This window comes from [Bacillus] selenitireducens MLS10 (assembly GCF_000093085.1).
GTDB lineage: Bacteria > Bacillota > Bacilli > Bacillales > Salisediminibacteriaceae > Salisediminibacterium > Salisediminibacterium selenitireducens.
On the sequence record NC_014219.1, the window covers coordinates 1,839,598 to 1,852,909 of the forward strand.

A 13,312-nucleotide genomic window follows, 5' to 3' on the forward strand; every position below is an offset into this window, starting at 1 on the left:
ACTTAATGAATTCAATATGAATGTAAAGCTTGCAGGAAAGTTGGATGACAAAATGAAGATAGAACAAATGAACCAGGCAGCATCAGCATTTCTTGATGAGTATCGCGAATTCAGTGATCCTGTAAGAGGCTTCTTCGATTACAGTCCTGACAGCAAAGGAGAAGAAGCTCGATTTGAGGAACTTGATGCCATTACATATAACAGACAGGGTCTCAGTGACGCCATGCTTCACTATCAAGAGCGGTTCAACCCCGATGAGCAGGCTATCAAAAACATACATAAACTGAAAGACAGGGAAACGACCGTCGTAGTAGGTGGTCAGCAAGCGGGTGTGTTTGGTGGACCTCTGTACACCGTTTATAAAATGATGTCGGTTTTACTTGAAGCGGAACGGTTGGAATCGACATATGGCAGGTCTGTCGTTCCTGTTTTCTGGATTGCCGGTGAAGATCACGATGAGGAAGAGATTAACCATACGTATACTTTTATTGATCGTCAGATGAAAGTGAAATTAAAGGATCCCTCTCCACTCAAAACACCCGCTTCTGAGACGTTTGTGCGTAAAGATGATATTTTACGGCTTTTGAAAGATCTCGTGAAGGCAGATCCGGAATCGGAACGAACCGTCTTTTTACTCAATAAAGCCGAATGTCTTCTTCAAGATGAAGAAACGTATTCATCTTTCTTTGTGAAGTGGATGAGTGATCTATTTCGAGGGACCGGTCTCGTTTTTATGGATGCCCAGGATCCGGAAATACGCCGCATCGAAAAAGATCATTTTGTATCCATGATTCAAAAAAACAACGCTGTTCGACAAGTGTTTCAATCGGCCGTGTCAACATGCAAAACATATGGATACGGGGAACCGATTCATACCGGTCCGGAGAACGCCCACTTATTTTTGCATGATGAAAATGGGGAACGCCAGCTGTTGTCGGCAGTATCTGAGAATCAGTTTACGGACCCTTTTTCAGGAAGGCACTGGACTGAAACAGAATTGATCGAGGCTCTGCATAAGGAAGATATCCGACTGAGTAATAACGTGGTAACAAGACCGGTGATGCAGGATCTTCTCCTTCCGGTTCACACGTTTATCGGTGGTCCAGGTGAAATCAAATACTGGATGGTGCTCCGAGAGGTGTTTCATCTGTTTGATCATCGAATGCCCGTAATAAAACCAAGATTACAGATGACGGTTGTTCAGCGAAAGACCGAAAAAGAGCTGAAGCGATATGGAATGACCGAGGAAGAAGTGCTGAAGACAGGAGTTCAAAAGCATCTTGATGCCATTATTGAATGTCGCAAAACGGTAGATGATGAAGCTGTCATCAAGTCAATGAAGGCGCAAATCCAATCATCGGTGAACGGCGCGAAAGAAGCATACAGCCAGGAACGCTTGTCATATTCACAGCTTACAGAACAATTCGAACGAAGGCTTCATCAGGAAATAGAGCAATTTCAAAAAAAGATAACAAAGCAGAGGTTTGAAGACCAGGATCATCATATTAAGCGGCTGCGTTCGGTTGAAGGTGATCTTGCCCCGGGAGGTAATCCCCAGGAGCGAGTGTATTCTGTCATCACCTTACTTCATAAAAATGATCCGGATATCATAGTAAATATTTATCACAAAATACGACAGAATTTAATCAATTATCGGTCAGGAGATCATTTAAAAATATTCCTGTGAGCAGGATTACCCTTTATGGAGGGTGATCCTTTTTTATTTGAGTTAATATTTTCAAAGATAAGTAAAAAGACCCCTATTTTGAAACTGTCAGACTTTTTATCGGATAAGAGTGGAGGATTGTGGTGGGTTGTGGTAAGTTAGTGTTATGAAGTGGGGGAAGGGGGCATCTGTATGTTCATGGGAGAGCATCATCATAATATCGATGACAAAGGCCGTATGATCATACCTGCCCGTTTTCGTGAAGAGCTTGGAGCCAAGTTCATTGTGACGAGAGGCATGGATAAGTGTCTGTTTGTTTATCCCCAGAAAGAATGGAATGTCATTGAAGACAAATTAAAATCACTCCCGTTTACCAAGAAAGATGCACGTGCCTTTACGCGGTTTTTCTTCTCTGGTGCGACGGAGTGCGAACTTGATAAACAGGGCAGGGCGAATATTCCGGTTACGCTTCGTACATATGCGGATCTTGAGAAAGAGTGCGTGGTCATAGGTGTCAGTAACCGGGTTGAAATTTGGAGTAAATCGGTTTGGCAGACATATTTCGAGGAATCTGAAGAGTCGTTCAGTGATATTGCGGAAAGTATCGTAGATTTTGATTTATGAGGTTGCGCCTGTCATTACGTATAAGAAACCATCATCAAGAAAGGAGGGGACGGTTTGTTTGAACATGATACAGTACTTCGCGAAGAAACGGTCGAAGGGCTGGCCATCAGACCCGGTGGTGTTTATGTCGACTGCACTCTCGGGGGTGGCGGGCACAGTGAGCGGATTCTTCAAGAACTTGGAGAAGACGGAAAGCTGATTGCTTTCGATCAGGATGAGAGCGCGATTGCCCATGCGAAAGAACGGTTAAAGCCATATGGAGATCGGTTACATATTGTAAAACGGAACTTCAGGTTCTTAAAAGAGGAGCTCGAAAAACTCGGTTATCGGGAGGTTGATGGTATTATCTTTGACCTCGGTGTCTCATCACCGCAGTTCGACGTTCCTGAACGTGGTTTCAGTTACCGGTTTGATGCCCCGTTGGATATGCGAATGGATCAGACAAGCGAACTGACTGCCCATAAAGTGATTAATGAGTGGTCTTTTGAAGATCTGATGAAAATATTCAGCCGATACGGGGAAGAAAAATTCGCGAAATATATAGCGAGAAAGATTGAAAAATACCGGGAAACGAAACCGGTTGAGACGACGTTTGAACTCGTTGAGATCATAAAAGACGCCATACCGGCACCTGCAAGACGAAAAGGCGGACATCCTGCCAAGCGGACGTTTCAGGCGATACGGATTGCTGTGAACGATGAATTGGGTGTCTTTGAAAAAGCATTGGAAGATGCTGTGACCATGACTGCGCCGGGAGGCCGTATCGCGGTGATCACCTTTCACTCTCTTGAAGATCGGATATGTAAACAGCTTTTCCGAAAACTGAGTCAGCCTCCGGAGCTGCCACGGGGCATGCCTGTTGTCCCGGAAGGCTATGAACCGGTTTTGAAACTGATCAATCGAAAACCTATTACGGCTAATGTGGACGAACTCGACGACAATCACCGTTCACACTCTGCCAAACTGAGAATCGCAGAAAAACAATCCAGCAGGAGGGATAGCGAATGAGTTCATTAAAAAATCCTCATCAGACCCAGCCGCGGCCGATTCGGAAGACGGAAACACAGCATGTCACGGAACGAATTTACAAAGGCGGAATTACAAAAGGAGAGAAAATACTATACTCTCTTGGTGCCATCGCTGTTTGTGTGCTGTGTTTTGCTGTGATTTCAAACTATGCTTTATTGTATATGAACAATCACCAGATTCAGCAGATGGAGACCCAAATCGAACACCACCAAGGCACTGTCGACGGTTTGACCCTGCAAGTGAAAGAATTGTCGGATCCGGACAGAATTTTACAAATTGCCCGTCAGGATTTAGGGATGTCTTTGCAGGATGGTCAAGTCCGTGTCATTCATCAGTCTCCGGCAGGTGTTCCTGATTAAGAAGGAGGTGTGCACTTGATGGATCCTCAAAGAAAAAGATCGCTGATTCGAAGAGGGATCACCCTGATGGGTCTTCTGCTTCTCGTGATAACCGTTCTTTTTTCACGCTTTGTTTACATACAGGCTGCAAAAGAGGTACAGGGCAATGATCTGGCAAGCATGATTGAATCAAGATGGTCCGAATCGCGGACACTCGAAGGGGTAAGAGGCAGTATCCTGGATCGTAATGGAGAAGTGCTGGCAGAAGAAATCCCATCCTATACGATCGTGGCTATACTTGATGATTCATATGACCGTCACGTCAGTGACCCTGTCGGCACAGCATCAGCGCTCTCTCCTGTTCTCGGGATTGAGCAGGCGACCCTCGAAGGATTCCTTACCAGAAGCGCAGCTCAGGTTGAACTGGGACCTCGTGCAAAAAACCTGAGCTATGAAACGATGCGCGAAGTTGAGGAACTTGATCTCGACGGGATTTTGTTCAGGGAAGACCCGAGGCGCTATTATCCGAGACAGCAGTTTGCCTCACATGTAATCGGATATACTGAGCGGGACATGTCTGTCGCAAGGATGGGTCTTGAGTCCACACTCAATGAATTCCTGGAAGGTGAAGATGGGCTCTTGACATACAAAAGAGACGGACGAAGGCGTCCGTTGCTTGATGCCGATGAACAGCTGACTGAACCGGTAAATGGGTCGGATGTGACATTGACCCTCGATGCGAAAATCCAGACGGCCATGGAACAGACGATGGATCAGGTGAATGAAGAATATGATCCTGAACGGATGATTGCCATTGCGGCTCATGCGAAAACAGGTGAAATACTGGCGATGTCAAATCGCCCCGGATTTAATCCGAATCAATATGAGGAAATTGAGAACTACTCGAACTATGCCGTGTCTTCAAGGTTCGAGCCGGGTTCCACCATGAAAATATTCACATTGGCTGCTGCGATTGAAGAAGGCGTGTACCAAGGGGACCATACCTACCAGTCAGGCTCCTATCAGGTCATCGACCGGACCGTACGTGATCACAATCAGGGAAGAGGCTGGGGAGAGATCACTTATAATGAGGGGTTGCGCAGATCTTCGAATGTGGCTTTTTCGAAATTGGCCCTTGAGTACCTTGGTGAGGACACGCTTTTTGAATATGTCAATGCTTTCGGTTTCAGAGACCCGACGGGCATCGATTTACCGAATGAAACAACCGGCCTGATTGCAGACACGTATACAATTGATGCTGCTACCACGTCATTCGGACAGGGTTCAGCTGTTTCTCCGATACAACAAATACAGGCTGCAACTGCCATCGCAAACAATGGGTCCATGATGAAACCGTATGTCATTGACAGGATTGTGGCTGCAGACGGGGAAGAGACGTTGTATGAAAATGAACCGACTGTCTCGGGGAATCCCATCTCCGAAAATACCGCCAATGAAGTACTCGCACTTCTTGAAACGGTTGTCTCCGGAGAAGGCGGAACCGGACACCCTTATGCAATTGACGGTTTTCAGATTGCCGGTAAAACCGGTACGGCACAAATTCCGAATGAAGGGGCTCCAGGGTATCAGTCAGGACATGGCAATTACATTTACTCATTTCTCGGCATGGCACCTGCGCATGACCCCGAAGTGATTGTATATGTGGCTGTTGAAAAGCCGGATATAGAACCGCATGTACCAGGAAATGAACCGGTCAGTAAAGTGTTCCGGCAAGTTATGGAACAGTCGCTTCAATACTTGAATATCGCGCCAACAGAACAAGGTGAGGATTATCAGGTAGCAGAACGTCATCCAATGCCGACTTTTGTCGGACAAGACACTGGACGGGTGAAAGAACAGCTCGATGAAGAAGGGTACAGAGTGAAAGTGATAGGTAACGGGGATATCATCAGTAAGCAGACGCCGCCGGAAGGAACAGACGTTGTGAACGGCGAGACTGTTATTCTTGTTACAGACGGGGACGTGACGCTTCCTGACCTGACAGGCTGGTCTCTCAGAACCGTGTATATGTTGGCGTCATTATATGATATCGAAACAGAACCGGACGGAACGGGCTATGTGATCCGTCAGATGCCTGCAGTGGGTACGCCCTTGGATCAGTTGCAACGGTTAGCCGTTCAACTGTCCACATCCTCTCTTGATGAAGAGGAATGGGTCGATGAACAGCAACAAGATGTTGACAGTGAAGAGGATTCTGATGATGATTTCTTCATGAATTGAAGGATGGGGAATGGTGAATGGACCATTCCTCTTCCGTGTTTATTCAGACAGGTCATCTTTTCTAGAAATCGGGTGACAAATTGTCTTTGCAGCAGTAAAATGAGACAGGGTATAAAGCGATAACGATAATGATTGCAAGAAGGATGATGATGATGAAAATCAGAGAACTTTTAGATCATATCAGTCCATGCCGTGTCAAAGGCGATTTGGATCAGGATATCAAGAGTCTGGAAATGGATTCAAGACTTGTCTCAGAAGGTGCATTGTTTTTCTGTATTCGGGGATTTACTGTAGATGGCCATGATTATGCAGCTCAGGCAGCTGATCGTGGTGCGGTTGCATTCCTTACGGAAGAGGAGCTTCCTGTGGATGGTACACAGCTCATTGTAAGGGACTCAAGACGGGCCATGGCTCAGCTGGCGGCCCGTTTTTACAACTACCCGTCTGATCGGATGACTATGATCGGGGTGACAGGAACGAATGGAAAAACGAGTGTCACGCATTTTATTCAGGATTTGCTGAAACGCGCAGGCACAGAAGCCGGCATGATAGGTACAATGTATACAGAACTGAAAGGCATTCAGACGGAAACGGTCAATACAACTCCGGAGTCTTTTACACTGCAAAAGCGGTTGAACGAGATGTACCTTGCAGGAGCTGAAGCGGTGACAATGGAAGTTTCGTCTCATGCCCTTCATTTGGGAAGGGTGCACGGAACGGCATTTGATGTTGCGGTCTTTACAAATCTCAGCCAGGACCACCTGGATTATCATCAAACGATGGATCAGTACGCGCAGGCAAAGAGCCTGTTATTTTCTCAACTTGGTTCGGGTGGTGAAACCGACGCCTATAAGCGGGCTGTGATCAATGTCGACGATAGCTATGCGGATATCATGCTGGGTGCTTCGGCTGTGCCTGTCATAACGTATGGGATTGAAAAACCTTGCGATGTCAGGGCGGAAGATTTAGAAGTCAGTCCGGAGGGCATCCGATTCACGATCCGTCTGAATCAGCAGTCTTATCCGGTCCAGCTGAAACTTGCAGGCACATTCTCCGTTTACAATGCTCTTGCTGCCTTTGCGGCAGTATATGCAATCGGAATCGAACCGGAGCAGGCGGCCCGCTTTCTTTCGGAACTGCCTCAGGTCCGGGGGCGCTTTGAACGGGTGGAAACGGATGCGCCTTTTCACGTCATTGTCGATTATGCACACACGCCTGACGGACTCGAAAATGTGATCCGGACAGCGAAGGAGACGACTGACAGACCGGTAACTGTGGTCTTTGGATGTGGAGGAGACCGGGACCGGAAGAAGCGTCCGCTAATGGGGAAACTGGCCGAAGATTTGGCAGACCACGTCATTTTAACCTCGGATAATCCGAGATCAGAAAATCCTGAAGCGATTATTCAGGATATCCTGTCCGGTATGAGTAAAGATAATCATACGGTCCAAACCGATCGTAAAGCAGCAATCACCCATGCGATAATGAATGCAACAGAAGGAGAGGTCATTGTTATTGCAGGTAAGGGGCATGAAACCTACCAGATTACAGGTGATGTGACCCTTGATTTTGATGATAGAAAGGTGTCTTTAGAAGCTGTAAAGGAGAGATACTCATGAGTGGACATATCGACAGAAAGCTGATTCAATCTGTTTCCAAAGAGATGAGCGGCGATATTCCGTTAACCTTTGTTGCACATGGTGTGCAGACCAATCCGGAAAACATTGTGACAGGTGATCTTTTTGTTCCGCTGAAAGGTGAGATGTTTGACGGGCATCAGCTGATCGAGGCTGCGGTTGAAAATGGCGCAGCAGCCTCTCTTTGGCGAATATCAGAACCGGTTCCCAAGACTTTAGACCGTACGTTCCCACTTTTCTTTGTCGAGGATCCGGAACGGGCTGTTGAAGAAATGGCTGAGCAATATTTGTTTGATATTGATCCGACGAGGGTCGCAGTCACAGGTGACTATACCAGGCATTTGACAAGAACCGTGCTGGCAGGCATGTTGAAAAAAAACTACAGAGTCTATTTACCGGAAGAAACGCTTGGTGAACCATTGCCATTCTTTTCATCTGTTTTGTCGATGCCGGATGATACCGATGTGATTTTATTTGATGTCCCTTCAAGAACAGATGATATTGTCAGGTCTGCAAGCGAACTTATCATTCCTCAGTTAGCGGTTTTATGTTGTCATCGGGATCAGCATGAAGCAGATATAGCAGGTCATGCTGTTCATATAGAAGCCGGAATGAAAAAGACAGGAACGGTTTTTGTGGACCGCAATCGTTGGCAAGACGTGGACTGGCAAACGGATCTGGTGGAATACGGAGAGGACTCAGACAGCCTTTTTTACCCGGAACAGGTTCGTGAAGAAGATGGCCGTGTTCTGTTTTCCATAAAGGGTATCATGTTTCTTGACTTTTCATTGCCATGGCTGATGAAAGATCATATTATGAGCGTTTTGGCGGCTCTCGGTCCTGCTATTCATTTGGGTATGGGTGCGGAGTCTGTCGCGCAGGGCGTCTCTGAACTGACAATGGAGGATTTCGATTTTGAGACATGTCATTCAAAGGATGGCACCGTTGTTCTCGTGGATCATGGCCGAGGGTTGAAAAGCGGATTGAAATATTCGCTTGGGATGCTGAAGCATATGCATCATTTTGACAGGCGTGTCCTGATTGTCGATGAGGGATTTCAATCGAATCCCCTGAAAGAAAAAATCATCCATGAAGTCTTTGCGGATGAGCTTCGGGATCCGATTACCGATTTGATCACGATTGGTGAGAAGGCATTTTGGATCCGGAGTGCGCTGAATAATGCAGGGATCACGCTGAATGGTGGTCATTATCAGACTCACCACGAAGCCATGCCGGAGTTGACGGAGCTTTTAAAAGATGAAGCACTTGTCCTGTACAGAGGCCTAAACAGTGTTCTCATGACTGAGATGATTAAAGAATGGAACAACGAATAGAAAGGGGCTCATGAAGCCAATGTTTCAAGACGGATTACTATTTGCACTGGCCGGTGCGTTTCTCTTAACGGCAGTGCTGTCACCAGTTTTTATTCCCTATTTGCGAAAGTTGAAATTCGGACAGAGTATCAGAGAAGAAGGGCCGCAGTGGCACCAGGTCAAGTCAGGAACGCCTACGATGGGAGGCGTCATGTTTTTGACTGCGATTGTGATGATCACACTGATTATCAGTGCAGGCTTTCAGACGGTGTCTGCGAATGTGATGATGCTCTTAATCGTGACCGTTTTCTTCGGACTTCTAGGTTTCATGGACGATTATATCAAGGTAGTCAAAAAGCGTAATCTTGGACTGACTTCAAAGCAGAAGCTTGCAGGACAGATCGTGATTTCAGCAGTGATCTATCTCATCCTGATGCTGAGCGGGTTTTCGACCGAAGTTTCCGTACCTGGGACTGCCTGGTCACTGGACTTTGGATGGGCGTATTTTCCTTTCCTGGTTGTGGTGCTTGTTGGTACGAGTAATGCAGTAAATCTGACGGATGGATTGGACGGTCTGGTTGCAGGAAGCAGTGTCATTGCTTTTTCTGCGTTTGCCTTTATCGCTCATCAGGCAGGGATGATGGACGTGACGATGTTCGCTCTCGCGGTTTCGGGAGCAATGGCCGGTTTTATGCTGGTAAACGTTCATCCGGCCAAGATTTTTATGGGAGACACCGGTTCTCTTGCATTGGGAGGCGCCCTAGCGATGATTGCGGTCCTGACAAAAACGGAACTCTTACTCATCATCATCGGAGCTGTTTTTGTCATTGAGACACTGTCGGTGATCCTGCAGGTTGCATCATTTAAATTGAGAGGCAAGCGTATTTTTAAAATGAGTCCTATTCATCATCATTTTGAGATGTCCGGATGGAGTGAATGGCGTGTTGTCATCGTCTTCTGGTCAATGGGGCTGGTATTCGCCCTGCTTGGTGTATGGATTGAGGTGTGGATGTAATGAAACAGTCAATTTATAAAAATCAGAATATACTCGTGCTGGGTCTTGCGAAAAGCGGCACTGAAGCAACAAAAATCCTTCTCAGACTCGGGGCACGAGTGACGGTAAATGACCGGACGCCGATCGAGGATAATGAACAGGCAAAACAGCTTCAGGATGAGGGGGCAGAGGTTGTGTGCGGATCGCATCCGGAAACGCTGGTTCATGAGGGACTGGATCTGCTTGTGAAAAATCCGGGGATTCCTTATGATCACCCACTCATCAAGAAGGCTTTGCACATGCGGATCCCTGTTATTACCGAGGTCGAAATCGCAGGGGAAATTGCCGCCTGTGACATGATCGGAATTACGGGGTCCAACGGCAAAACAACCACAACGACAATGACGGCATCAATGCTTGAAAACAGCCCGAAAAATCCCAAAGCAGCCGGGAATATCGGTGAGGTCGCCAGTAAAGTCGCCGATGCATCGCTTCCTGAGGATATCCTTGTTGTGGAACTGTCAAGCTTTCAGCTGCAGGGAACGAACCGATTTAAGCCCCATATAGCCGTTTTTCTTAATTTAATTGAGGCACATCTCGATTATCACGGGACGATGGATGACTACGCCCAGGCAAAAGCCCGTATTTTCCGAAACCAATCGAAAGATGATGTGCTGATCTACAATGCGGATGACCCACTGGTCTCCTCCCTTGCAGAACAGGCGGATTCGACTTGCATTCCGTTTTCGACACAGCGAATCGTTGATGGCGGCTCCTATATCAAAGATGGTGACATAGTCGTTTTGGGTGAAGTGTTGATGCGTCGCGATGACTTTTCATTACCGGGAGATTACAATTTGTCAAATGGCCTCGCTGCAGCCACCGCTGCGATGAAGGCGGGAGCGGATCCTGAACAGGTCCGTCATGTCCTCGCGAGTTTTGAGGGGGTCAAACACCGCTTGCAGTATGTGGATACTGTGAACGGTGTCCGGTATTTTAATAACTCGAAGGCGACGAACGTTCCTGCAACGGTCAAGGCATTAGAAGCGTTTCCTGGAGAGCGGATTATTCTGATCGCCGGAGGATTGGACAGAAAATTGAGCTTTGATGATCTTTATGCCCCAATGGGACAATCGGTAAAAGGACTCGTGACGTATGGTGAGACAGCTGATAAACTTGCTGAAGCAGGGAGATCTGCCGGTGTTGAAACCATCTTGAAAACAACGACACTCGAAGAGGCCGTTCGGAAGGCTGAAGAAATAAGTGAAGAGTCCGACATCATCCTTCTTTCACCGGCGTGTGCATCATGGGATCAGTTTCGCACATTCGAAGAACGGGGAGACACGTTTATTGAAGCGGTCGCCAGATTGAAGGAGGATAAGTTATGAGAATAGTCGTTACAGGTGGCGGTACAGGAGGGCATATTTATCCCGCTCTTGCACTGATTCGGCATATCAATAGGGAACATGATCAGTCAGATGTTTTATACATCGGTACGGACAGCGGTATGGAAGCCACTATTGTTCCAAGAGAGCAGATCCCATTCAAAACCGTTAATATCAGCGGATTTAAACGGAAACTGTCATTGGATAATGTGAAAACCGTCTTCAGGTTCTTAAAAGCAGTTCGTACTGCTAAACAGCATCTGCGGACGTTCAAACCGGATGTGGTCATCGGAACAGGTGGCTATGTTTGCGGTCCTGTCGTCTATGCTGCGGCAAAACTTGGTATACCGACTGTGATTCACGAACAAAATAGCGTACCGGGTTTAACGAACCGGTTTCTAGCCCGCTACGTGGATAAAATCATTACGTCATTTCCGGTCTTAGGTGATTCGTTTCCTGAAGAAAAAACGGAAATGCTGGGAAACCCGAGGGCGTCAGAGGTCGTATATCACGTAGAGCAAGACTCGGCAGGTTATGCGGCCGAATCAGGACTCGATCCGGCAAAGCCGACGATCCTTGCGGTAGGAGGCAGCCGTGGAGCGAGGCCCGTTAATGAAGCTGTTACAGCTCTGATTCCTCTGATGGCGAATTCGATGTATCAGTTGATTTTCGTCACGGGAGAATCGCATTATGAGGAAGCTGTGCAGGCACTGCATCATGCGAACATGAGCGACAGGGTCCACGTCGTTCCTTATGTACATGACATGCCGGCGGTTTTAAAAGAGGTTGATTTGGTCATCGCCCGTGCAGGGGCGACCACGATGGCTGAAATCACCGGTCTTGGTTTACCATCCGTATTAATACCGAGTCCATATGTAACGAATAATCATCAGGAAAAAAATGCCCGCCTATTGGAAGAGAAAGGGGCATCCCGGGTTATTCTCGAAAGGGATCTGTCCGGGCAGGTACTGTTTGACACACTGACAGAGATCTTATCAAACCAAGAACAGATCTTAAGGATGAAAGATGCGGCCGCATCAATTGGACGCCCTGAAGCTGCGAGACATATAACCAAATTGATAGAGGGTTTGATTCTGGATCAAAAGAAAGGATAGTCATCATGAGAACCATTACACTTCCGAATACACTTCGAGGTAAAATCACTTACGATGAAATGACTGGGAAGTATTCAACCTGGAGAATCGGGGGAAAAGCAGATGTGATGTACGAACCGTCTGATGTGGAGGATGTGACGAATCTTCTCGCATACCTCAGAGCTGAGAAGATCCCTTATTTCATTTTAGGGAAAGGTTCGAATCTGATGTTCCCGGATGAGGGCATTCGCGGAGTGGTCATCAAGATGGCCGATGCCCTGACGAATTTGACTGAAGAAGGGAATACTGTAACCGTTGGAGCCGGGTATTCACTTGTAAAACTCGCAGCTAAAATGAGCAGAAACGGGTTAAGCGGCCTGGAATTTGCAGCGGGTATTCCTGCAACTGTCGGCGGAGCTGTATTCATGAATGCCGGTGCACATGGCGGAGAGATGGCGGATGTAATCTCAAGGATTCACGTTTTGAGACCGGACGGAACGGACGCGTGGTTTGAGGGTGAGAGCTTGCAGTTTTCTTACCGGCACTCTTTTTTGCAGGATGAAGAACTGATTTGTCTGGAGGCTGAACTGACGCTTCAAAGTGGTGACAGTGAGGACATTTCGAGTGTGCTTGAGAAGAACAAGCAGTACCGCAAAGACACGCAACCATATGGTGAGCCATCCTGTGGCAGCGTGTTCAAAAATCCGAGACCGCTTTTCGCAGCAAAATTAATCGAAGACGCCGGTTTAAAGGGGAAGCGCTTTGGCGGTGTGAAGGTCTCTGAAAAGCACGCCAATTTCATCGTTAATGATCAGCAAGGCACCGCTGAAGATGTCCTGAATCTGATGGTTTACATTCAAAAAAAGATCGAGCAGACAGCGATGGTAACGCTCGAGCCTGAAGTGCAAGTGGTTCGTCCTGACTGCTCAACGGTATCTGCTGCTGAGGCGCTTAGAATTTTCCGCAAACATTGACTTATCCGTATTCAATG

At 47.1% G+C, this 13,312-nt stretch carries 11 protein-coding genes; all 11 read left to right on the forward strand.

The features are described from left to right. Positions 1 to 52: 52 nt before the first annotated feature. The 11 genes from bshC (at position 53) to murB (ending at position 13,295) form a co-directional block, all read left to right on the forward strand. Positions 53 to 1,687, forward strand: a complete 1,635-nt coding sequence (bshC, locus tag BSEL_RS08445; RefSeq protein ID WP_177304823.1) for a bacillithiol biosynthesis cysteine-adding enzyme BshC — start codon at positions 53 to 55, stop codon at positions 1,685 to 1,687. A gap of 171 nt (positions 1,688 to 1,858) precedes the next feature. Further along, the gene (gene mraZ / locus BSEL_RS08450; protein ID WP_013172579.1) at positions 1,859 to 2,290 is read left to right on the forward strand and encodes a division/cell wall cluster transcriptional repressor MraZ; all 432 of its coding nucleotides are present in this window, start codon (positions 1,859 to 1,861) and stop codon (positions 2,288 to 2,290) included. A 54-nt stretch (positions 2,291 to 2,344) separates the two neighbouring features. Beyond that, positions 2,345 to 3,298, forward strand: a complete 954-nt coding sequence (gene rsmH / locus BSEL_RS08455) for a 16S rRNA (cytosine(1402)-N(4))-methyltransferase RsmH (protein ID WP_013172580.1) — start codon at positions 2,345 to 2,347, stop codon at positions 3,296 to 3,298. Continuing rightward, on the forward strand, positions 3,295 to 3,678 hold the full coding sequence (gene ftsL, locus BSEL_RS08460) for a cell division protein FtsL (RefSeq protein ID WP_013172581.1): 384 nt from the start codon (positions 3,295 to 3,297) through the stop codon (positions 3,676 to 3,678). Before rsmH ends, ftsL begins: the two co-directional genes overlap by 4 nt. An 18-nt stretch (positions 3,679 to 3,696) precedes the next feature. Then, positions 3,697 to 5,898 carry a penicillin-binding protein gene (locus BSEL_RS08465; RefSeq protein ID WP_013172582.1) on the forward strand — a complete coding sequence of 734 codons (2,202 nt, stop codon included), beginning with the start codon at positions 3,697 to 3,699 and terminating at the stop codon, positions 5,896 to 5,898. 152 nt (positions 5,899 to 6,050) lie between these two features. Next, positions 6,051 to 7,517 carry a UDP-N-acetylmuramoyl-L-alanyl-D-glutamate--2,6-diaminopimelate ligase gene (locus tag BSEL_RS08470; RefSeq protein WP_041582385.1) on the forward strand — a complete coding sequence of 489 codons (1,467 nt, stop codon included), beginning with the start codon at positions 6,051 to 6,053 and terminating at the stop codon, positions 7,515 to 7,517. Beyond that, positions 7,514 to 8,869 (forward strand): UDP-N-acetylmuramoyl-tripeptide--D-alanyl-D-alanine ligase, encoded by a 1,356-nt coding sequence (locus BSEL_RS08475; protein WP_013172584.1) that lies wholly within the window; start codon positions 7,514 to 7,516, stop codon positions 8,867 to 8,869. The genes BSEL_RS08470 and BSEL_RS08475 overlap by 4 nt, the downstream gene beginning before the upstream one ends. 19 nt (positions 8,870 to 8,888) lie before the next feature. Then, complete coding sequence (mraY, locus tag BSEL_RS08480) at positions 8,889 to 9,863, forward strand: phospho-N-acetylmuramoyl-pentapeptide-transferase (protein WP_041581841.1); 975 nt, start codon at positions 8,889 to 8,891, stop codon at positions 9,861 to 9,863. Next, positions 9,863 to 11,230: a UDP-N-acetylmuramoyl-L-alanine--D-glutamate ligase gene (gene murD, locus BSEL_RS08485; protein WP_013172586.1), complete on the forward strand. Its 1,368-nt coding sequence runs from the start codon at positions 9,863 to 9,865 to the stop codon at positions 11,228 to 11,230. The genes mraY and murD overlap by 1 nt, the downstream gene beginning before the upstream one ends. Further along, positions 11,227 to 12,342 (forward strand): undecaprenyldiphospho-muramoylpentapeptide beta-N-acetylglucosaminyltransferase, encoded by a 1,116-nt coding sequence (murG, locus tag BSEL_RS08490; protein WP_013172587.1) that lies wholly within the window; start codon positions 11,227 to 11,229, stop codon positions 12,340 to 12,342. The genes murD and murG overlap by 4 nt, the downstream gene beginning before the upstream one ends. 5 nt (positions 12,343 to 12,347) lie before the next feature. Continuing rightward, positions 12,348 to 13,295, forward strand: coding sequence for a UDP-N-acetylmuramate dehydrogenase (gene murB, locus BSEL_RS08495; protein WP_013172588.1), 948 nt, complete (start codon positions 12,348 to 12,350; stop codon positions 13,293 to 13,295). Positions 13,296 to 13,312 lie beyond the last annotated feature (17 nt).